This is a genomic window from Ectobacillus polymachus, from assembly GCF_048159605.1.
Classification (GTDB): Bacteria; Bacillota; Bacilli; order Bacillales; family Bacillaceae_G; genus Ectobacillus; species Ectobacillus polymachus.
On the sequence record NZ_JBLREB010000003.1, the window covers coordinates 209,402 to 231,350 of the forward strand.

Annotated in this window: 24 protein-coding genes; 23 read left to right on the top strand and 1 reads right to left on the bottom strand. The window is 42.1% G+C overall.

The annotated features are described in order from the left end of the window. Positions 1 to 104 precede the first annotated feature (104 nt). The 23 genes from ACM5BR_RS15030 to ACM5BR_RS15140 all read left to right on the top strand — a co-directional run bounded on the left by ACM5BR_RS15030 (position 105) and on the right by ACM5BR_RS15140 (position 20,816). The gene (locus tag ACM5BR_RS15030) at positions 105 to 482 is read left to right on the top strand and encodes a (2Fe-2S) ferredoxin domain-containing protein (protein WP_416828815.1); all 378 of its coding nucleotides are present in this window, start codon (positions 105 to 107) and stop codon (positions 480 to 482) included. A 44-nt stretch (positions 483 to 526) separates the two neighbouring features. Then, positions 527 to 2,104, top strand: coding sequence for a precorrin-3B C(17)-methyltransferase (gene cobJ, locus ACM5BR_RS15035; protein WP_416828816.1), 1,578 nt, complete (start codon positions 527 to 529; stop codon positions 2,102 to 2,104). Positions 2,105 to 2,124: 20 nt separating this feature from the next. Then, a complete protein-coding gene (locus ACM5BR_RS15040) occupies positions 2,125 to 3,039 on the top strand; it encodes a sirohydrochlorin chelatase (protein WP_416828817.1) in 915 nt (304 codons plus the stop codon). Then, a complete protein-coding gene (gene cobK, locus ACM5BR_RS15045) occupies positions 3,036 to 3,800 on the top strand; it encodes a precorrin-6A reductase (RefSeq protein ID WP_416828818.1) in 765 nt (254 codons plus the stop codon). The genes ACM5BR_RS15040 and cobK overlap by 4 nt, the downstream gene beginning before the upstream one ends. A gap of 21 nt (positions 3,801 to 3,821) precedes the next feature. Continuing rightward, positions 3,822 to 4,469 carry a precorrin-8X methylmutase gene (locus ACM5BR_RS15050; protein ID WP_416828819.1) on the top strand — a complete coding sequence of 216 codons (648 nt, stop codon included), beginning with the start codon at positions 3,822 to 3,824 and terminating at the stop codon, positions 4,467 to 4,469. Positions 4,470 to 4,472: 3 nt separating this feature from the next. Then, positions 4,473 to 5,573 (top strand): cobalt-precorrin-5B (C(1))-methyltransferase, encoded by a 1,101-nt coding sequence (locus ACM5BR_RS15055; RefSeq protein WP_416828820.1) that lies wholly within the window; start codon positions 4,473 to 4,475, stop codon positions 5,571 to 5,573. After that, positions 5,543 to 6,766, top strand: coding sequence for a precorrin-6y C5,15-methyltransferase (decarboxylating) subunit CbiE (gene cbiE / locus ACM5BR_RS15060; protein ID WP_416828821.1), 1,224 nt, complete (start codon positions 5,543 to 5,545; stop codon positions 6,764 to 6,766). The genes ACM5BR_RS15055 and cbiE overlap by 31 nt, the downstream gene beginning before the upstream one ends. Positions 6,767 to 6,769: 3 nt before the next feature. Then, a complete protein-coding gene (gene cobI, locus ACM5BR_RS15065; RefSeq protein WP_416828822.1) occupies positions 6,770 to 7,471 on the top strand; it encodes a precorrin-2 C(20)-methyltransferase in 702 nt (233 codons plus the stop codon). Next, positions 7,468 to 8,241: a precorrin-4 C(11)-methyltransferase gene (gene cobM / locus ACM5BR_RS15070; protein ID WP_416828823.1), complete on the top strand. Its 774-nt coding sequence runs from the start codon at positions 7,468 to 7,470 to the stop codon at positions 8,239 to 8,241. The genes cobI and cobM overlap by 4 nt, the downstream gene beginning before the upstream one ends. Positions 8,242 to 8,264: 23 nt before the next feature. Continuing rightward, entirely contained in the window at positions 8,265 to 9,362 is a 1,098-nt protein-coding gene (locus tag ACM5BR_RS15075; protein ID WP_416828855.1) for a cobalt-precorrin 5A hydrolase, read from the top strand. 23 nt (positions 9,363 to 9,385) lie between these two features. Then, on the top strand, positions 9,386 to 10,750 hold the full coding sequence (locus ACM5BR_RS15080; RefSeq protein WP_416828824.1) for a cobyrinate a,c-diamide synthase: 1,365 nt from the start codon (positions 9,386 to 9,388) through the stop codon (positions 10,748 to 10,750). Continuing rightward, positions 10,743 to 12,254, top strand: coding sequence for a cobyric acid synthase (locus ACM5BR_RS15085; protein WP_416828825.1), 1,512 nt, complete (start codon positions 10,743 to 10,745; stop codon positions 12,252 to 12,254). The genes ACM5BR_RS15080 and ACM5BR_RS15085 overlap by 8 nt, the downstream gene beginning before the upstream one ends. Beyond that, positions 12,251 to 13,291 (top strand): nicotinate-nucleotide--dimethylbenzimidazole phosphoribosyltransferase, encoded by a 1,041-nt coding sequence (gene cobT / locus ACM5BR_RS15090; RefSeq protein WP_416828826.1) that lies wholly within the window; start codon positions 12,251 to 12,253, stop codon positions 13,289 to 13,291. The genes ACM5BR_RS15085 and cobT overlap by 4 nt, the downstream gene beginning before the upstream one ends. Before the next feature lie 87 nt (positions 13,292 to 13,378). Continuing rightward, a complete protein-coding gene (gene cobA / locus ACM5BR_RS15095) occupies positions 13,379 to 14,164 on the top strand; it encodes a uroporphyrinogen-III C-methyltransferase (protein ID WP_416828827.1) in 786 nt (261 codons plus the stop codon). A 1-nt stretch (position 14,165) separates the two neighbouring features. After that, a complete protein-coding gene (locus ACM5BR_RS15100; RefSeq protein ID WP_416828828.1) occupies positions 14,166 to 14,735 on the top strand; it encodes a nitroreductase family protein in 570 nt (189 codons plus the stop codon). A gap of 12 nt (positions 14,736 to 14,747) precedes the next feature. Continuing rightward, positions 14,748 to 15,293 (top strand): cob(I)yrinic acid a,c-diamide adenosyltransferase, encoded by a 546-nt coding sequence (gene cobO, locus ACM5BR_RS15105; RefSeq protein ID WP_416828829.1) that lies wholly within the window; start codon positions 14,748 to 14,750, stop codon positions 15,291 to 15,293. Further along, positions 15,293 to 16,393: a threonine-phosphate decarboxylase CobD gene (gene cobD, locus ACM5BR_RS15110; protein ID WP_416828830.1), complete on the top strand. Its 1,101-nt coding sequence runs from the start codon at positions 15,293 to 15,295 to the stop codon at positions 16,391 to 16,393. The genes cobO and cobD overlap by 1 nt, the downstream gene beginning before the upstream one ends. Next, entirely contained in the window at positions 16,390 to 16,917 is a 528-nt protein-coding gene (cobU, locus tag ACM5BR_RS15115; RefSeq protein ID WP_416828831.1) for a bifunctional adenosylcobinamide kinase/adenosylcobinamide-phosphate guanylyltransferase, read from the top strand. Before cobD ends, cobU begins: the two co-directional genes overlap by 4 nt. Beyond that, positions 16,914 to 17,657 carry an adenosylcobinamide-GDP ribazoletransferase gene (gene cobS, locus ACM5BR_RS15120; protein ID WP_416828832.1) on the top strand — a complete coding sequence of 248 codons (744 nt, stop codon included), beginning with the start codon at positions 16,914 to 16,916 and terminating at the stop codon, positions 17,655 to 17,657. Before cobU ends, cobS begins: the two co-directional genes overlap by 4 nt. Beyond that, complete coding sequence (locus ACM5BR_RS15125) at positions 17,654 to 18,262, top strand: histidine phosphatase family protein (protein ID WP_416828833.1); 609 nt, start codon at positions 17,654 to 17,656, stop codon at positions 18,260 to 18,262. Before cobS ends, ACM5BR_RS15125 begins: the two co-directional genes overlap by 4 nt. A gap of 10 nt (positions 18,263 to 18,272) precedes the next feature. After that, positions 18,273 to 18,971 (top strand): adenosylcobinamide amidohydrolase, encoded by a 699-nt coding sequence (locus ACM5BR_RS15130; RefSeq protein ID WP_416828834.1) that lies wholly within the window; start codon positions 18,273 to 18,275, stop codon positions 18,969 to 18,971. 9 nt (positions 18,972 to 18,980) lie between these two features. Further along, complete coding sequence (cbiB, locus tag ACM5BR_RS15135) at positions 18,981 to 19,946, top strand: adenosylcobinamide-phosphate synthase CbiB (RefSeq protein WP_416828856.1); 966 nt, start codon at positions 18,981 to 18,983, stop codon at positions 19,944 to 19,946. A gap of 12 nt (positions 19,947 to 19,958) precedes the next feature. Then, positions 19,959 to 20,816 carry a GHMP family kinase ATP-binding protein gene (locus tag ACM5BR_RS15140; RefSeq protein ID WP_416828835.1) on the top strand — a complete coding sequence of 286 codons (858 nt, stop codon included), beginning with the start codon at positions 19,959 to 19,961 and terminating at the stop codon, positions 20,814 to 20,816. A gap of 73 nt (positions 20,817 to 20,889) precedes the next feature. On the opposite strand, the gene ACM5BR_RS15145 is transcribed toward ACM5BR_RS15140, so the two are convergent. Then, positions 20,890 to 21,825: a DMT family transporter gene (locus tag ACM5BR_RS15145; protein ID WP_416828836.1), complete on the bottom strand. Its 936-nt coding sequence runs from the start codon at positions 21,823 to 21,825 to the stop codon at positions 20,890 to 20,892. Between the last annotated feature and the right edge of the window lie 124 nt (positions 21,826 to 21,949).

The window sequence follows — 21,949 nt, forward strand, 5'->3', positions numbered from 1 at the left end:
AACCTACGGGATATGGGTGAAAGTGCTGACTGAATGCTCATGTATTTATTCGCACCCCTATCTGTAGATAGGGGTGTTTTTTATACACAGAAAGGGAGTGCAAGATGACGACTTGGAACTTAACAGGAACAAAGCATCACGTATTAATTTGTAATGGAAGCAGTTGTATGAGAAAGGGAGGAGAGGAAGTAACACAAGCAATTCGTGAGGAGATCACGAATGTACAGGCTGACGCAAGTATACATACGACAAGAACGAGGTGCAATGGAAGATGCAAGGATGCTCCTATTGTCATCGCGTACCCGCAAGGAACGTGGTACAAGGAAGTAAATAAAGAGAGTGCTTGCAGTATTGTCCATCATTTAATAAAGGGCACTACGAAAGAGGAAGCAGTCCTCTACCACTATGAAGATGGTGGTTTTGCAGCACCTGCCCATTCCACGAGTGAGGATGGGATAGTAAAGGTGCCTAACTTGAAATAGACAACATTTGGCATTTCGATATATGGGAAAGGTGGCGCATAAAAGTGACAGGAAAAGTAGCAATTATCGGATTTGGCCCGGGTAGCTTTGACCATATTACGCACCGGGCAAAGGAAGCCATAGAAGAATGTGACATGATCATAGGATACAAAACCTATGTCGACTTGATTGAAGGATTAGTAAAAGGACAAACCATCATTAGCACAGGTATGACTGAAGAAGTAAGCAGAGCGCAGGAAGCCGTAAAACAGGCAGAACAAGGTAAAAACGTCGGAGTCATTTCCAGCGGAGATGCTGGTGTATACGGGATGGCTGGGCTTATTTATGAAGTGCTGCTGAATAAAGACTGGCACAAGGAAACGGGAGTAGAGGTAGAAATTATTCCAGGGATCTCCGCTATTAACTCCTGTGCTTCTTTATTAGGAGCTCCTATTATGCATGATGCGTGCACGATCAGTCTAAGTGATCATTTAACGCCGTGGAGTTTAATTGAGAAACGAATTGATGCAGCAGCCGGGGCTGATTTTGTCATTGCTTTTTATAATCCAAAAAGCGGTAGAAGAACGAGACAAATTGAAGAGGCGCAAAGAATTTTATTGCAATATCGTTCTCCTAATACCCCGGTTGGATTAGTGAAAAGTGCTTACCGAGATCGGCAGCATGTAGTTATTACGAATCTTGCAGATATGCTGAATCACGATATTGGGATGCTGACCACTGTTATCGTCGGAAATTCATCGACGTTCGTTTACGATGATTTGATGATAACGCCGCGCGGCTATCAACGAAAATATACGCTAGATAAGACGGAGCAACGACTTGCACCGCATCAGCGCTTACAGAAGGAAGCAGAGCCATGGTCACTTGATCAGGGTACATCTAAGCCTTCAGCAAGAGAACTGGCTGAAGAGGCATTACAGGCTATTACGGGAAAAACAGAGGATAGTGCTACTAGAATGCAGCAGCCAATCTCATCCATATTCGAGCTTGCCGTAAGTCCTGGTGTTGCCAATAAGAAATTTACAGCTGAGCAGATGCTGACGCTTGCTAATCTTATATCAGACAAAGGAACGATGGAATATACACCGGATCATGCGATCAAGCTTGCGATTCCAACTGATAATCCGGATACCATAATCGATACTTTGCAGGAGGCGGGTTTTTTACTTTCCCCTATAGGTGATGTGTTGACGGTAAAAGCATGTGATTTTTGCGATAGCGAGAAAACAGATGGCATTCCTTATGCAGAGGAGATTCAGCAAAAATTAGGAGGTCTTGAACTGCCTAAAGAGCTGAAGATTGGGTTTAACGGTTGTGGTATGGCGTGCTACGGTGCAGTAAAAGAAGATATTGGCATTGTATACCGCAAAGGAGCATTCGATTTATTTTTAGGTGCAAAAACAGCGGGACGGAATGCACATTCAGGTCAAATCGTTGCAGAAGGAATTCCGCCTGACAAAATTGTCGGTATCGTTGAAGCAATCGTCCAGGAATATAAGGAAAAAGGATATCCAAACGAACGCTTTTACAAATTCTTTAAGCGCGTCAAGAATGTACAAGGCTTCGAGTACCAGGATATAACGCCGAATTTGAAAATAGAAGAACCAGTATGCGGAGAGTAGCAAAATAAGGGGGAAGACGCGTGAAAGCGATTTTATTTGTAGGGCATGGGAGTAAAGATCCAGAAGGAAACAGTCAAGTACTGCAGTTTATCGAAAATATGAAGCCAGAATGGGATCCATCTCTTTTATTAGAAGCATGTTTTTTAGAGTTTGAAAAACCGACAGTCAGTCAAGGAATTGATAACTGTGTAACAAAAGGTGCGAATGAAGTCATCGTCATTCCAATCATGCTTTTGCCAGCTGGACATTCGAAAATACATATACCAGCGGCTATTGATGAGGCAAAACAAAAGTATCCGCATGTAACATTTACATATGGCAAACCAATCGGTGTCCATGAACAAATTTTCGAGATTTTGAAAACGAGATTAGAAGAAATCGGTGAGAATCCAGCTGAGCCATCAATGGATACTGGTATTCTCCTGTTAGGACGCGGCGGAAGCGATCCTGATGCAAACAGCGATTTATACAAGATTGCAAGATTACTATGGGAGAAAACAAACTATAAACTAGTAGAACCTGCCTTCATGGGTGTAACGGATCCACTTGTAGAGGAAGGGGTGGAACGCCTTATTAAGCTTGGGGCAAAGAAAGTCATTATTCTTCCTTACTTTTTATTCACCGGCATTTTAATAAAACGTTTGGAAGGGATGATTTCCAAGTTTCAATTGCAGCACGCTGACATTTCGTTTGAATTGGCAGACTACTTTGGCTATCATCCGAAATTACAGACGATTATACAAGAGCGTGTGGAGGAAACATTGCAAGGTGATGTGCAAATGAATTGTGATGTATGTCAGTATCGTCTTGATGCGATGGAGCATATTGACCATCATCATCACGACCATGATCACGGACATGACCATGACCATCATCACGACCACGACCATGATCATGATCATCACGATCATGAAAAGGCAGGCGGATTGCGATGATTTTCATGCTAGCGGGCACAAGTGATGCACGTGCATTGGCGTTAGAAATCAAGAAGGCTGGTTATTCTCTTCTTACAACCGTTGTTACAGAAAATGCGGCATCTGAAATGAGGCAGGTAGGAATCGATGTTAGGACAGGTAGAATGACGGATCAGGAAATGGCTGATTTCATTCAGGAAACAGGGGTACAAGTTATCGTGGATGCCAGCCATCCGTTTGCAGAAGAGGCTTCTAAAAATGCCATTCGTGCTGGCCAGCAAGCACAAATTCCGTATATTCGCTATGAACGTGAATCCCAAGAATTTGCGTACGAGAACATGACAGTCGTGAGCAGCTATGAAGAAGCAGCCGAAGCAGCAGCGAAGAAAAAAGGGGTTGTCATGTTAACGACTGGCAGCAAAACCTTGCAAATCTTTACAGAAAGATTAGTAGCACTCCCGGATATTCGTCTCATTGCCCGGATGCTGCCGCGTACAGACAATATGGAAAAGTGTGAAAAACTGGGATTACCGCAAAAAAATATCGTGGCGATTCAAGGACCATTTACAAAGGAGCTGGATAAAGCTCTTTATAACCAATATGGCGTCACCACGATGATTACAAAGGAAAGTGGAAAAGTTGGATCGGTTGATGAGAAGGTAGAGGCGGCCAAAGAACTTGGTATCGACATTATTCTCATTGAACGGCCGAAAATGGAATATGGACGTATGTATTCGCAGTTTTCCGATGTAATAAAAGCATTAGAAGAAGTTTACGGTTAAATAGAAAAGGAGATGGAGAGTATGGATTTTCGAACTGAATTTAAACCTATTACGGTGCAACCTGAACAAATTGAAGGAAAAAGCTTTGAAATGATCACAGAGGAACTTGGACCTCATTCCTTTACAGAGGAACAATATCCAATTGTGCAGCGTGTCATCCATGCATCAGCAGATTTTGAGCTTGGCAGAAGCCTATTATTCCATCCAGATGCAATCCAAGCAGGCATTCGTGCGATTCGAAGCGGGAAAAAAGTTGTAGCGGATGTGCAAATGGTGCAAGTTGGAGCGAACAAAACACGAATTGAAAAATTTGGCGGAGAAATTAAGGTATATATTTCGGATCCTGATGTGAGAGAAGAAGCGAAGCGCTTAAATACGACGCGTGCGATTATTTCCATGCGAAAGGCAATTAAAGAAGCAGATGGCGGCATTTATGCAATTGGTAATGCGCCAACAGCATTATTAGAGCTAATTCGTCTAATCAAAGAAGGAGAAGCGAAGCCAGATCTTGTGATTGGCTTACCGGTTGGATTTGTATCAGCGGCAGAATCAAAGGAAGAACTGGCTAAGCTAGATATTCCTTATATTACGAATATCGGAAGAAAAGGTGGCAGCACCATTACTGTTGCGGCACTTAATGCTCTATCCATTCTTGCTGATCGGGTGTAAGTCATGAAAGAAGTGCCAACAGAGAAAAAACAACTGCGTGAGGGTTATACAACAGGCTCTTGTGCAACAGCAGCAACGAAAGCGGCGCTAACAGCTTTAATCACGGGAGAAGAGCAGACTGAAGCAACGATTTATTTGCCAATCAAAAGATTTGCTACGTTTGAACTTAAGTCGTGCAAAATGACGGAACATGCAGTAACGGCAGGCATAATCAAAGATGCCGGGGATGATCCAGATGCAACGCATGGTGCACGTATTCTTTCTACTGTGACTTGGACAGATAATCCAGGCATTGTACTTGATGGTGGGATTGGAGTCGGTCGCGTTACGAAAGAAGGCTTGCCTGTTCCCGTTGGTGAAGCGGCCATCAATCCGGTGCCGCGCCGGATGATTATGGAGACGGCAAACGATGTCTTGCAGGAGTACGGGATTGAACGCGGCATTAAAATCGTGATTTCCGTTCCGGATGGAGAAGAAATTGCGAAAAAAACGTTAAATGGGCGACTAGGCATTATTGGTGGCATTTCGATCTTAGGAACGAGAGGGATTGTTGTTCCGTTTTCGACATCGGCTTTTAAAGCAAGCATCGTACAGGCCATTAAGGTAGCACGTGCTAGCCATTGTGATCATGTTGTTATCACAACAGGCGGTCGCAGTGAATCGTATGCGATGAAGCAATTTCCGGAGTTACCAGAAGAAGCGTTTATTGAAATGGGCGATTTCGTAGGATTTACGTTAAAGCAATGTAAGCGCAATGGAGTGCGGCACGTGTCGATGGTTGGGATGATGGGGAAATTCTCCAAGGTAGCCCAAGGGATTATGATGGTTCACTCAAAGAGTGCCCCGGTTGATTTTGAGTTTTTAGCAAAGGTTGGACGCGAAGTAGGAGTTCCTGAGCCACTTCTTGCAGAAATTAAAGCAGCCAATACCGCATCTCAGGTGGGAGATTGGATGGTGAATCATGACTACAAGGAATACTTTACAAAGCTAAGTGAGTATTGCTGTCAGTCTGCTCTGCAGGAAATCGAGGGCGCTATGGAAATCGATACGACTTTATATACGTTAAAGGGAGAATGTTTAGGAAAGGCAGTGCTACGTGGATGAAAATAATCGGAATTGGCGATGACGGGAAGCGCAGCTTGCTTCCGCAATACGAAACATGGATTTATGAAAGTGAAGTGTTAGTGGGAGGAAAACGACAGCTTGCTTTTTTCCCCGATTATACGGGAGAGAAAATTGTGATTGAAGGCGGTCTTTCAAAACTAGTAGAACGTCTCCAAGCAGAAACAAGAAGCGTTGTTATTCTAGCATCTGGTGATCCTCTATTCTATGGAATCGGCAGCTATTTATCTAGCAAACTTCATCTTGAAATCTATCCGTATCTTAGTTCTGTCCAGCTCGCTTTTTCCAGAATGGGAGAACGTTGGCAGGATGCATATGTGACGAGTGTTCATGGCAGAAGTATGAAAGGGCTGGCGCAGCGCATTGACGGAAAGAAAAAAATTGCAATCTTAACGGATGAAGAACATTCGCCAAATCGAATTGCGCAATACTTGCTGTCGTTTGGTATGACAGAGTACCAGGCATTTGTAGCTGAGAATTTAGGCAGCGAAAGTGAAAGCTGCCGCTATCTAGAGCTTAATGAAATGAAAGATACAGAGTTTTCGCCGTTAAATGTAGTTATTTTAAAGAAAACGGGCCAAGGTCCATCTTGGTCAGTTGGAATTGAAGATGAAGAATTTATTCAGCGAAAACCGGAAAAAGGTCTTATTACGAAAAAAGAAATTCGTACGCTTAGCATAAGTGCCCTGCAATTACAGAAGGACAGTGTTGTATGGGATATCGGGACATGTACAGGATCTGTTGCGATTGAAGCGGCAAAAATTGCCCGGGAAGGTCAAATTTTTGCGATTGAAAAGAATGAAGGCGATTTAGAAAATTGCCGACAAAACTTAGCGAAATTTCGTGTAGATGCGACGGTTGTCCAAGGAAAAGCACCAGAAGGGCTTGATACGTTCCCTGATCCGGATGCGGTCTTTATCGGAGGAACAGCGGGCGGAATGGATGCGATTTTAGACATTTGCTGCAGCCGCTTGAAAGAGAATGGCCGGATTGTATTAAATGCGGTAACGATTGAAAATCTGGCAGAAGCCCAGAAAGCATTTAAAAAACAGGGATTCAAGACGAATATTACGCTTGTACAAATTTCAAGAAGCAAGCCGATTTTAAATCTAACACGGTTCGATGCATTAAACCCTATATACATTATTGCTGCAGAGCGGGAAAAAGGAGAGTAAACGATGCTAGGAACATTATATGGCTTAGGAGTAGGTCCTGGAGACCCTGAACTGATTACCGTAAAGGCATTTCGAAGATTGAAAGAATCACCTGTCATTGCTTATCCGAAAAAACAAAAAGGAAGCAAAAGCTATGCACAAAAAATTATCGATGTGTATGTAAATCCGAATGAAAAGGAAATGCTTGGCCTAGTCTTTCCGATGACAAAAGATCCAACGATTTTAGAGAAAAAATGGCGCGAGACGGTTGAAAGCGTATGGGAGAAGCTGCAAGAAGGTAAGGATGTAGCGTTCGTAACAGAAGGCGACCCGCTTTTATATAGCACATTCATCCACATGATGGTGTTGATGCAAGAGCGTCATCCAGAAGCAATTATTGAGGTCGTTCCTGGTATCTCTTCTGTTAACGGTGCTGCAGCAAGACTTGGCATTCCGCTTGCGGACGGTGATGAGCATGTGGCAATTATTCCGGCACGCGATGATTATGAAGCAATGAAACAAGCAATTGCAAATCATGATTGCGTTATTTTTATTAAAGTGGCAAAGGTTATCGATTTAATGCTGCAAGTTGTACGTGAATTAGGGCTGCTTGCGAATACTTCTGTTGTAACAAAAGTAACGTCTGATGAAGAAATTATTTGGAAGGCCGAAGAAATAGAAGGAGCAGAGCTAGAATACTTAACATTAATGGTGGTGAGAAAATGAAGTTATACATAATTGGAGCAGGTCCTGGCGATCCCGATTTAATTACGGTAAAAGGATTAAAACTTCTGCAAGAAGCAGATGTAGTCTTGTATGCCGATTCTCTTGTAAATGAAGAATTAATTGCAAAAGCAAAGCCGGAAGCAGAAGTAATGAAAACAGCAGGGATGCATTTAGAAGAAATGGTTGCCATTATGGTAGAACGCATCAAGCAAGGGAAAAAGGTTGTCCGTGTTCATACAGGCGACCCTGCTGTATACGGTGCCATTATGGAACAAATTGTTTTGTTGAAAAAAGAAGGAATCGGTGTTGAAATCGTTCCTGGCGTAAGCTCTGTATTTGCAGGTGCTGCAGCAGCAGTAGCAGAACTTACGATTCCTGACTTAACCCAAACCGTAATTTTAACTAGAGCAGAAGGACGCACCCCTGTACCTGAATTTGAAAAGCTGCGAGATTTAGCTAAACACCATTGTACGATTGCTCTTTTCCTAAGTAGCACCTTAACGAAAAAGGTGATGAAAGAAGTATTGGATGCCGGCTGGAGCAAGGATACGCCGGTGGCGGTTATTTACCGAGCGTCTTGGCCGGACCAACAAGTAGTACGGACGACGGTTGAACATTTAGACGAAGCGATGCGGGCCAATGGTATCCGGAAGCAAGCAATGATTTTAATGGGCTGGGCACTGGATGAAAATATCCATGATAAAGACTACCGTTCTAAGCTGTACGATAAGGGGTTCACGCACGGATTTAGACGGGGGGTAACATCGTGATCCTTTCGCTTGAAGAAGAACAAATGCCTGCCATTAACCAAAACGGCAAGTATGCAGTCGTTGCAATCACCAAACATGGCGTACAGATTGCAAGAAAACTAGGACGTTCGTTTCAAAATTCAGATGTGTATTATATGAGCAAATTTGAACAAGGAGACGAACAAGATAAGGGCATTCAAATGTTTACAGGAAGTGTTCGTTTATTGCTTCCTGCCCTTTTCAAATCGTATGAAGGACTTATTATCATTATTTCTCTCGGTGCAGTTGTGCGCATGATTGCGCCTCTTTTAAAGGATAAAAAGGTAGATCCGGCTGTTGTTGTGATCGATGATAGAGGTGAGAATGTCATCAGCGTATTATCTGGTCATATCGGCGGAGCGAATGAACTAACGAGAGAAGTAGCAGCTGCTCTAGGTGCCAATCCCATTATTACGACGGCTTCAGATGTACAGCAAACGATTCCGGTTGACCTCTTTGGCAAGCGCTTTGGTTGGGTATGGGAGTCAGCAGAAAAATTAACACCTGTCAGCGCTGCCGTTGTGAATGAAGAACAAATTGCGATTATACAAGAATCTGGAGAAAAAGAATGGTGGAACTATGATCATCCGCTTCCTGCCCATATGAAAGTCTATCATACGGTCGGCGAGGCGTTAGACCAGCCGCACGATGCTGCTCTTGTTGTCACGCATCGGAATTTACGTGCACAGGAGAATGCCATTTTACAAAACGGGGTGCTCTATCGTCCGAAGGTGATTGTGCTAGGGATGGGCTGTAACCGCGGGACATCTGCAAAAGAGATCGAAGCTGTTATTGATGAAACATTAAAGGAACTGAATTTCTCCAAAAAAAGTGTAAAAGCTCTCTGCAGCATTGATTTGAAAAAAGATGAAGAAGGGTTGCTTGAGGTGGTACGAAAGAACGATTGGGAGTTTGTCTATTATGCTCCGAACGTACTCAATATGGTGAAAATCCAGCAGCCTTCTGAAACAGTATTCAAATATACAGGAGCATATGGGGTGAGCGAGCCAGCAGCCTTGTTATATAGCGGTGCGGAATCTCTAGAACTTGTGAAGAAAAAGTCAGGAAATGTAACGATTTCTGTAGCAGTTATTCCCCACTAATTCATAAGGAAAGGAGGAAAAACATGTCCAATCGAAGACTTGTAATTGCAGGAACGGGAAGCGGTGTTGGAAAAACAACTGTAACGATCGGAATTATGTCGGCATTACGGAAAAAAGGGTATGTTGTCCAAGGTTTTAAATGTGGTCCAGATTATATTGATCCTACGTATCATACAGCAGTCACAGGAAGAAGCTCGCGCAATTTGGACAGCTGGATGTTGAATCATGAAATGGTCAAAGAAATCGTAAACCGCGGTAGCGCGGGTGCTGATATTTCGATTATTGAAGGTGTAATGGGCTTCTTTGATGGAAAAAGTCCGACGAGTAATGCCGGGACAACAGCCGAAATTAGTATCATTACAAAAAGTCCAGTAGTTCTCGTCGTAAATTGTGCAAGTATGGCCCGAAGTAGCGCAGCTATTGTAAAAGGGTTTCAAATGTTTTTAGAAGAAGCGAATATTGTTGGTGTCATTGCGAACCGAGTTGGCAGTGAGGGACATTTTAAAATTGTGAAAGCAGCGATTGAACAAGAGTGCAATATTCCGGTCCTTGGTTTTATAAAACGAAATGCCGAGCTTACGATTCCAGAGCGTCATCTAGGGCTCGTGCCTTCTGTAGAACGCGGTGAGCTTGATTCATTTTTTGATCAACTCGGAGATGCGCTGCTAGAAACAGTAGATATCGACCGCTTATACGAGCTTGCCACGACAACTGCTCTTGAAGTAACACATTCGCAGTTTGAGAGAAAAGAAGAGAAAACGGTTCGCATCGCTGTAGCAAGAGATGCGGCGTTTAACTTTTATTACCAGGAGAACTTTGATCTATTAGAAGCTAACGGCGCAGAACTCGTGGAGTTTTCTCCCTTAAACGGCGAAGTTGTTCCAGAGGATGTAGATGGTCTCTATATCGGCGGCGGATTTCCAGAAGAATTTGCAAGTGAACTGTCGAAGCAAACGGAAGTGAAGCATTCCATCCAAACTGCAATAGAAAATGGGATGCCTACTTTAGCTGAATGTGGCGGGTTTATGTTTTTAACAGAAGCGATTGAAACGACAGACGGAGAAAGCTATGAAATGGTCGGTGTCATTCCTGGTACAGTCACCATGCAAACAAAACTGGCCGCATTAGGATACCGTGAAGTAACTGGATCTAACTTTTTACTAGCAGGAAACTTGCAAGCAAAGGGACATGAGTTTCACTACTCGACATTCCATCCAAAAGCCGAGGTTCCGTATGCTTATGAAACAAAAGGGATGCGCGGGTTGAAGCAAGAAGGATTCCAAAAAGGAAATTTGATTACCGGTTATACGCATTTTCATTTTGGGTCATGTCCACAGATGGCGATCAATTGGATTACGCAATGCAAGGAGTGGAAAGCATATGCCTAAAGCATTACCTATTATGTTTCAAGGCACGCACTCGGATGCGGGAAAAAGCGTTATTACGACAGCTTTTTGCCGTATTTTTGCACAGGATGGTTTCAAAACTGCACCGTTTAAGTCGCAAAATATGGCATTGAATTCCTACATAACGATTGATGGAAAAGAAATCGGCAGAGCGCAAGGCGTACAGGCTGAAGCAGCCGGTGTAATCGCAACGACGGATATGAATCCAATATTAATTAAGCCGTCACGCGATTATGAATCCCAAATTGTTGTGCACGGTAAGGTATACCAATCTATGAAAGCAGGAGCATACCGCAAAGATTTTTTTGAAAAGGGTGTGCAATTAATTCAAGATTCTCTGCATGTTTTATCTGAGGAATATGAACGGATTGTAATCGAAGGAGCAGGAAGTCCGGCAGAAATAAACTTAAATGACCGCGAATTGGTGAATATGCGTGTGGCAAGAATGTCGAACGCTCCTGTTGTGTTAATTGGGGATATCGATAAAGGCGGTGTTTTTGCAAGTTTAGTAGGAACCCTGCAACTATTGGATCCAGAAGACCGCAAGCGCGTGATTGGTGTCATTATTAATAAATTTCGCGGTGATATAAGTTTATTAGAACCAGGGCTAAAATGGTTTGAAGAGTATTCGGGAAAACCAGTGCTCGGTGTCGTTCCGTATGTACCGAATTTGAACATTGATGCGGAAGACTCCCTTGTATTACAGCATTATACCGCTGCTTCTAATACAAAAAAGGATATTGATATTGCGGTTATCCAATATCCGCGTATTTCGAATTTTACAGATGTAGAACCGTTTTTTGCCGAGCCAGATTGTCATGTTCGTCATATTACGAGAGCCGATCAACTAGGGGAACCAGACCTTGTTATTTTGCCGGGCAGTAAAAATACAATGGAAGATTATATGTTTTTACAAGAAAGCGGTCTTGTAAATCAACTGCTCGCGTTACATAAGAAATCTCTTATTTTCGGAATTTGCGGCGGCTATCAAATGCTAGGAAAGGAAATTCATGATCCACTAGCGATTGAATCGCCGTATCAAAAAATAGAGGGGTTATCTCTTCTTCCTTTGCGAACGACAATGACAAACGAGAAAACAACCGTGTTAACAGAAGGAAAGCTCGTGTTCCAGAATGAAACATTTTCTGTAACAGGCTACGAGATTCATATGGGTGAAACGATAGGGGAAGAAGGATATCAATCTCTTATTACAACGAGAACTAAGAATGACGGATGCAAAACTGCAGATGAGCAAGTAATCGGTACTTATTTTCACGGCATCTTTCATAATGATGCCTTTCGGGAAATTTTGTTAAATACAATTCGGAAAAAGAAGGGATTAGATCCAATCCACTCTCGTCCGTCTTTTAATCAATTGCGGGAAGATGCATATAATCAGTTGGCGGATCATGTTAGAAAGTATGTAAATCTTGAATACATCGAGAAAAAAATGGAAGAATTTCAAGCAGAGGAGATAGTAAAGTGATCGAAACAATCCACAGTATAGGACCAGTAGATAAGCAAATGGAAAAGCGTGTAGAGGAATATATTGATACATTAACAAAGCCACCTGGCAGTTTAGGAAGATTAGAGGAACTTGCGATTCAGCTTGCTGGAATTACATCCGAGCCATTTCCTGTTGTAACACCAGCTGGGGTGATTACGTTTGCTGCTGACCACGGAGTAGTAAAAGAAGGAGTATCCGCATTCCCAGCAGAGGTTACCGTTCAAATGGTTTTAAACTTTTTACATGGCGGAGCTGCTGTTAATGTGTTTAGCAGACAAATCGGTGCAAAATTTGAGATTGTCGATGTTGGCGTAGCAGAGACAATTGAGGCAGAGGGATTAATTCAGCGTAAAGTACGTTTTGGGACAGCGAACTTCTGCGAAGAGGATGCGATGACGAGAGAAGAAGCAGAAAAGGCGATTGCAGTTGGATATGAGCGGGCAGAAAACATGATTCAGCAAGGTGTGAAATGCTTGATTGTAGGAGAAATGGGAATTGGCAATACCACGACAAGTAGTGCCATTCTCGCGGTGTTAAGCGGTCGTGACATTCGTGAATTGGTTGGCCGCGGGACTGGAATAGTGCCTGAAAAAGTTCAGCATAAGCAAGATGTAATTATGCGTGCGATTGAAGCAAGAAAACCGGATAAAAACGATCCAATTGATGTATTGGCAAAGGTTGGCGGCTTGGAAATCGCTGCAATGACAGGCGCAATGCTTGCTGCTGCGTCTCATCGTATTCCTATTTTAGTGGATGGCTTTATTTGTACAATTTCTGCTCTGCTTGCAAAAGGAATCTGTGAGAATGCAGGCGACTATATGATTATCGGACATCATTCGGTTGAAATCGGACATAAGATTGCCATTGAAATGTTAGGAAAGCAACCAATTTTAGATTTAGGATTTCGTTTAGGAGAAGGAAGCGGAGCTGTAGTTGCTTTTCCAATTCTCCAATCTGCATCACTCATGCTAAAAGAAATGGCAACATTCGAATCTGCTAATATTTCAAATAAATAACTGCTAGTATTTTCGGGCAAGTTCCCCCGCGCATTTAGGCGGGGGCTTTCTACTCGTTTATGCAGGATAAAGAGGAGTGGGGTAATGGTGACAAAGGGAATAGTATATTTAGTCGGCGCGGGTCCTGGTGACCCAAAACTTATCACGGTTTACGGAATGGAATGTATTCAAAAAGCTGACGTTATTTTATATGATCGTTTGGCAAGCAGTAAATTGCTAGACTATGCAAAACAGGATGCCGAGCTCATCTTTTGTGGCAAGCTTCCAGGTAAGCATGCATTAATTCAAGAGCAAATTCATGAGCTTTTAGTAGAAAAAGCGCTTGAAGGAAAAACAGTTGTCCGTTTAAAAGGAGGCGATCCTTGCGTATTTGGCCGTGTTGGAGAAGAAGCAGAAGTTCTTGCTGAGCAAGGAATTCGCTATGAAATTGTGCCGGGGATTACAGCTGGAATTGCAGCACCTGCTTATGCTGGCATTCCTGTTACGCACCGAGATTATGCATCTTCCTTTGCCATTGTAACAGCACATGGACGTGCAGAGAAAGGTACAGATCATTTAAATTGGTCAGCCCTTGCTAACGGCATTGATACAATTGCCTTTTATATGGGAGTCGGAAATTTACATCATATTTGTATGAACCTGATCGAGCATGGAAAAGATCCGCACACACCTGTTGCGATTATTCAATGGGGAACAACCGAACAGCAAAAGACGATTGTTGGAGATTTAACAACCATTGAAGCTGAGGTTAAGGCAGCAAACATTACTCATCCTGCGATTGTTCTTGTCGGGGAAGTGGTTGCATTACGAAACAAGATTCAGTGGTTTGAAGAATTACAAGCAAGCAAAGAATTACAGATTGGGAGTTTTTAAAATGTCATTAATAGAAGAATTAAAAAGTAGAAGAGCGATTCGCGACTACGCAGAGCGTGATGTTGAGGATGATAAAATTAAAGCATTACTTGACGCTGCTACTTGGGCGCCAAATGATCGAATGAGAGAGCCATGGAGCTTTTATGTGATCAAAGGAGAAGCGAAAAAACGGTATGAAGAATTGGCAACTTCTTACTTGCAGGAACGCTTTCCAACGAAGCCTCACCTTGTTGAAAGTTCATTGAAAGTATTGAAACATACACCCGTTCATATTATCGTGACGTCTGATATTGTACCTGGTGATGAGGAAGCATCAGAAGATAATGAATACGCTGTCTGCTGCGCGATTCATTCGATGTGGCTCGCTGCAAAAGAGCTGGGATTAGGATTTGTTTGGCGGACAAGAGGTGTAGGCCTTGTTCGGGATAAACGTATGTATGCATTTATCGGTTCACCAGAAAACAAAAAAATTATCGGAAATGTGTTTATAGGTTATCCGGATGAGGAGTCATTGAAAAAACAAAAAACCCCTGCCCGGACACCATTTGAAGAGAAAACAACTTGGTTGTGAGGGTGTGAAAATATGATAGAAACTGCTGGTAAGGGACTTACGCTTGTGTATACAGGTGACGGAAAGGGAAAAACGACGGCAGCTCTTGGTCTTGCAGTTCGTGCTGCCGGCCGCGGCAAGCGGGTATTGGTTATACAGTTTATTAAATCACCGCAGCGGACATACGGGGAACACATCACGTTTGAAAAGATAGGCATTGAAATGCATCAAACAGGAGTCGGCTTTACGTGGACGAAAACACCAGAAGAACATCGCGAAGCACTCAATAAGGCATGGGCGTTTACGAAAGAAAAGGTGTTTTCCGGTTTATATGATGTTGTCATTTTAGATGAGCTAAACAATGCGCTTGCGATTAGTAAATTCCCGGTTGATGATGTTCTGCCTTTAGATGAAGTGATTCATTTGATTCAAACTCGTCCAGAGGGAATGCATTTAATTATTACCGGGCGATCCGCGAAAGAAGAGATTATCGCTTGTGCTGATTTGGTTACAGAAATGAAAGAAGTAAAGCATTACTATAAGGAAGGCGTACAAGCTGTGAAAGGAATTGAATTTTAATGGCATGGATTGAAACATACGGTCATGGCGGTGATTTACTCACAGCAGGAAAAAATTTCGATACTCCGCCGGGGGATTTATTAGATTTTAGCGCCAATATTAATCCGCTTGGTCCTCCAGAGCCTGTCATGCAGCTGCTGAAACATAGCCTTGAAACGATTACCCATTATCCAGATCCAGCCCATCGTCTATTAAAGCAGAAGCTAGCACAGAAATTAGGGGTACTGCCTGAGTATATATTGATAGGAAACGGGGCAGCAGAGTGCATGGCGCTAGCTATTTTAGGATTAAAGCCGGAAACAGTTGGTGTTGTGTATCCATGCTTTTCTGAATATGAGCAATTAGCACGAGCATTTGGAGCAAACATAAAAGTATGCTATGGCAAATGGGAGAATCATTATAAACCAGAAATGAAAGACGTACTGCAATTATTGGAAGAAACGGATCTCATCTTTCTAGGTCATCCGAATAATCCAACTGGTGTAATCTATACGAAAGAAGAGCTAATGCAAATCATATCGTATGCTGAGAAAACCAATACTTTTGTTATCGTCGATGAAGCATTTATCGACTTTCTTCCATTAAATATGCAAGTATCGTTACTTTCGGAGATGCAAGCATTTGAACATATTGTTTTTATCCGTTCCATGACAAAATTCTATGCTATCCCTGGTTTACGTCTTGGCTATGCTGTAGCAAATCCAGAAATAATTGCGAAATTACAAGAAAAACAGGTTACGTGGAGTGTAAATCAGCTTGCGCTAGCTGCAGGAGAGGCTTGTTTAGAAGAACACGAATATGAACAGAAAACAATTGCTTTGATTGAAGAGCAGAGAAGCTATGTAACACGTTTCATTAAAGAACAATTAGGCTGGTTTGTATTTCCTGGACAAGCGAATTTCCTATTGATTCGTCTTCCGAGCGAACTAAAAGCTGAAGACTTACAATGGAAGCTAGGTAAGAAGGGGATTTTAATTCGTTCCTGCAGTATGTATCCTGGTTTAACATCACATGATATTCGCATAGCGATTCGGACAAAGCAAGAAAACGACCGTCTTCTTCAAGCAATGCAAGAAGTGGCAAAGGAGGAAGTCATTTGACGATCACCTATATTACAGGAGGGGTACGTTCGGGAAAGAGTGATTTTGCAGAAAAGCTAGCAGCCTCACGAAATGGTTCTGTACTCTATGTTGCCTTTGGTGTGGAAACCGATGAAGAAATGAAAAGTAGAATTCAGCAGCACAAAGATCGTAGACCAGACAACTGGGATGTGTTAGAAAAACCAGAGGAACTAGCAGGGTTTCAATCTGTCTACCAAAACTATGATACTATTTTAGTAGATTGTATCGGTACATGGGTTGCAAACCTATGTATGAAGATTGAGGAGAATAAGGAAAGAAAAGTTGAGATTGTTCAGGAAGTCATGCAGTGGCTCGAAGAAATAAAATGTCTCAACCAGCACATTATCATTGTGTCTGATGAGGTAGGCTTAGGAGGAGTCGCATTATCATCGCTTGGCCGTTTATTTCAGGATGTTCTCGGGAAAATAAATCAACTGGTAGCAGGGGAAGCTGACGAAGCGTACGCTGTTTTTTCCGGCTTGTCTGTGAGGTTAAAACCATGAAAGCATTTTTGACAGCAGTCATGTTTTTAACACGTATTCCCGTTCCGACGATTCAATCATCCAAGCAGGATTGGCAAAAAAGCGCTGTCTATTTTCCCATTGTTGGCCTTATTATTGGTGGAGTTTTGTTCATCGTATCTGCCTTGCTAGGAAAAGTAGTTCCAGAGACTGCTTCAGCATTTTTAGTCGTATTAGTATGGATATGGATTACAGGCGGTTTGCATATTGATGGCTGGATGGACTTAGCTGATGGATTCGGCAGCAATCGCAGCAAAGAGGAAACATTGGAAATTATGAAGGATAGCCGCGTCGGGGCAATGGGTGTTATTGCGGGTATTTGTTTGATTATTGGAAAAATAATTGCAGTATATGAATTGACCCGTTTCCATTTGCCTATTATTCTAGTATTATGTCCGTTTTACGCAAGATTTCTATTGATTAGCGCCATTCGTCTCCTGCCATATCGGAAAGATGGCGGAATTGGTGCAGGTCTTCGTACATACATAACATGGCCGGTTCTATCCCTGTATGTCCTAGTACTTGTAGGCATTACTTACCTTGCAGCAGGTATATCTGGGATTTTATTATTTTGTATCACTGCCATTCTAACAGGTTTGTTTGTAATGAAAATCTATAAAAAGCTAAATATGCTAACGGGAGATTGTTACGGAGCGCTTGTAGAATGGAGCGAAGTCGTATGTTTATTTGTCGCAATAGCTGTCTTGAGGATTCCATTATGAAACTAGTGTTCATACGACACGGTCAAACGAATGAAAATGCCGCCCATTGTTATCTCGGTCATTACGATGCACCGCTGAATGAAACGGGACGTGAGCAACTGTCTCAGCTAGCAATCCAACTGAAGGGTAAGATTCCTATAGGAAAAGGGAAGATCTATGCAAGTGACTTAGCACGTACGATGGAAAGCGCACAAATCATTGGTTCAGCTCTGCAGCTTAATCCTATTCCTGTGGTTGCCTTGCGTGAGCTTGACTTTGGTGAGTGGGACTGCAAAACATACGAAATGATTACGGAAAAGGAAGCAGAACGGTTTGAAACATGGATTCATAATCCATTTGAGATAAGTCCGCCAAACGGTGAAACCTTGCATCAGCTTGGTGAACGGTTTGATACTTGGTTAGAGGAAGCACTGTTACATACAGAGGAAACGCTGATTGTTGTTAGTCACGGAGGACCAATTCGCTGGTTTCTTAGTAAGTGGGTTAGGCAGGATGAAAATGAATTTTGGAATGTAAAAGGCATCAAAAATGGCAAAGGAATTGTATTCGAATTTGATGCAAAAACACGGATATTTTCATACGTGGATGACATAGCAAACGAGTAAGGAGAAAAAGGTGCAACCATTTCATGAGAAATATTTTTATCGTTCAACGATTTGGCCTGAATTAGAAATCTATAAAAAAGAGGATCGTATCGTCATGAAGCATCCTTCCTTATTGGAAGTTTGCAGCAGTGCTGTACACGGTGGAGGCATTAGACGAGCCAGTCATTTCGTCAACTGGAAAGTTCCTTTAGATTTTTATGAAAGTGATCCGATTTTACTTATGGAACAAAAGCTGAAGGAATGGGAATTTCCTATCCAGCAGTCAATTGGGCTGCAGACAGCTGCAAACATTTTAGATGCATCAATCCAAGAGATGAATGGAGATGCATTTCGGATGATTTGCTGCGTAACAGCAGGCGTTGGCAATAGCGCAAGAGCCGGCAAAAAACGAAAAACGTTTTCTGCTTATGAGTGCGGTACGATTAATACGTTCCTTTTTATTGATGGGAATATGACGCATGCAGCGATGATCAATGGAATTATTACAGCAACAGAAGCAAAAGCAGCGGCATTGCAAGATTTACATATTACAGATGAAGATGGCGAGAGTGCAACGGGTACTACGACGGATAGTGTTGTCCTTGCTACTGTGCAAAGAAATTCTTATCCTACGCATCTATTTGCTGGAACAGCCACAACAATTGGCAATGCCATTGGTTGTTTAGTATACGATGCAATTTGTGAAACAATCCGAAATCAGAAAGGTTGATACATATTGCTGTCTCATGGGATTACTAGTTTTATAGCGTATATGGTTGACCGTATCATTGGAGATCCACGGTCCTTGCCTCATCCAGTTATATGGTTTGGAAAGGCAATCCGCTTGTTAGAAAAAGCAATCCGCAAAGTGGTGAAAAAGGAAGAAGCATTAAAGGCTGCGGGTCTTTTATTTCCTATTATCATTGCTGGCGGCGTATACGGAGTGGTTACTTTGCTGCTGTATGTACTAAGCCTTTGGAATCACTGGCTTGCACTTATCGCAGAAATATGGTTGATTTCCACAACGATTGCGACGAAAGGTCTTGGCGAGGCTGGCTTGGAAGTGTATCAACACTTGAAGGGCGGCGATTTCACAAAAGCGAGACATAGCCTGAGTATGATTGTTGGCCGTGATACGGACAAATTGGATGAAAGCGAAATTTCACGAGGTGCAGTGGAAACAGTGGCAGAAAATATAGTCGATGCTATTATCTCTCCGCTTTTTTATGCACTGCTTGGCGGTGCTCCGCTTGCGATGATGTATAGAGCTGTTAATACGCTTGATTCTATGGTTGGCTACAAAAATGAAAAGTATTTGAACTTAGGCTGGGCCTCTGCCCGTCTTGATGATGTACTCAATTATATTCCTGCTCGCTTAACTGCTCTCTTTATGCTTTTGGCATGTTGGATGAAAAGACTAGACGTGGCGGGAGCGTGGCGCACGATTCGGCAAGATGCAAAACGCCATCCGAGTCCAAACAGTGGTATACCGGAAGCTGCTATTGCTGGAGCCTTGCATATCCAATTAGGAGGAACAAATTATTACGGAGGAATTGTCTCTCACCGTGCGAAAATGGGAGAGCCGTTCCGTTCTATTAAGATGAATGATATTTTACAAACGATTCAGGTTATGAGATTGACCTCATTGATTTGTATACTGGTCTTTTTCATTGTGTCTGTTTGTATTGCGTATTACATAAAGTAAGGAGTTTTCAAAATGAGGATAGGAACAGGAAGCTGCAAAGGAACATTCGGTGAGCTAGTACAAGGAGTGTATAAGGGACGTCCATTTTTAATTACATTTCCAATCTCGCCTTTACAAAGCGAGGCAATCTTTATACCTCAAGCAGAAAACTCCGAGATTATCGGTGCAAGTTCACATACGAAAGCGATAGAAGGATGTAACAAGTTACTTAAACAGTTTGCCATTACAAGCGGCGGATGTTTACACATTCAGTCGAATATTCCAGTTGGAAAAGGGATGGCAAGCAGCTCAGCTGATATCGTTGCTGCATTGAAAGCAGTGGCTAACAGCTATTCTCTTCCTATATCCGAAGAAATGATGTCCCGTGTTTCGATTGAAATAGAACCGACCGACGGTGTGATGTATGATGAGGCAGTCGCCTATGATTACAGGAATGGATCTCTCCTCGAAAGCTTTGGATCGCTACCTTCCTTCTTATTAATTGGTATGGATACAGGGGGAACGGTCGATACGGTTCAGTTTAATACACAAACGAAATCATACACATCTGAAGAATGCAGTACTTTTGCAAAGGCATACGAGTGGGTACGCGAGGGAATTTATACGCAGGATCTTTCTCTTATTTGTCAGGCAGCTACAATGAGCGCCCAAATCAATCAACGCTTCTTGCAAAAACCATGTTTTCATGAGTTTCAGAAATTGACGGATACATATGGAGGAGGAATCGTTACCGCCCATAGCGGCACCGTTTTAGGGATACTTATGCATCCTCAGTCGCCACATGTAACGAGCATATACCAGCACATCGTGGATTTAGTGGAGGAATCGGAAGAATCTTACGTTTTATATGCGTTTGTTCATCGTGGGTAGAGGGAAAGAAGGCCTAAGAAAGGGTAATGTAACGGAGAGGCTACATACCCTATTCTACTGTTATATTCGATATTCATCCTGCTTTAGACTCTTCAATGGTTTTGCTGTATCCTTTTCTCATTACAATGTTTTTAAAATCAATCTTAGCAGTTAAGACACCAAGTAAAACCAGGACTGCCCCTACATAACCTCTTGCTGGAAGTACTTCATCGACGAAAATAAAAGCAAATAATGCTGCAAAAACGGGTTCTAATGAAAAGATGAGACCTGTGTGCGTAGGAGTCGTATATTTTTGAGCTGTGGTTTGCCCGATAAATCCTACTGCACTGCATAGGATGCTTAATGCCAAAATAGAAAACCATGATTCCGTTGTGTTAGGAAGATGCGGCTTTTCGAAAATGAATGAAAATAACAGCCCCCATGCCCCGGCAAAACCAAGTTGTAAAATCCCAAGAGCAATGGAATCCACATTTTTCGTCAACTTATCTGTAACAATAATGTAAATGGCATAAAACAATGCCCCTAATATGATTAGGAAATCTCCAGCACTAATCTTTAATCCATTATTATTTAAAGTTAAAAGAGCGATACCTACGATAGCGAAGCCTACACCAACAATAACTTTTTGTTCAGGTTTTTTTCTAAAAAAGATGGCTAGTAATATTGGGACAAAGACGACTGTGAGACTAAATAAAAATCCTGCATTTGAAATGGTTGTGAAATTTACTCCAATAGCGACAACAGACATTGCCAAGAACAAGATTAACCCTAATACAAATCCATATTTAATCGTTTTAAAATCAATATGTATCATACGCTTGTAAAATACGATTCCAGCTAAAACAAAGGCTATCCCAAAACGTAATGCAATCATGTTATACGCTTGAATAGAATCAAGACCCATCTTCATCAATAAATAGGATGAACCCCAAAACAAAGTGACCACTACCATCATAATATCTGCTTTTACTTGAGTGTTCGTACGTTCGAACACTTTATTCCCGTTCATTTTTTTATCACCTTACCTATATATTAAATTGATTAATTATAAGTATAAATGTAATATTTAAATAAGAAAAATGAATGTTTTTAAGTGGTTGCATGAAAAAAATTCATGAAATGGGAGTTCTGAA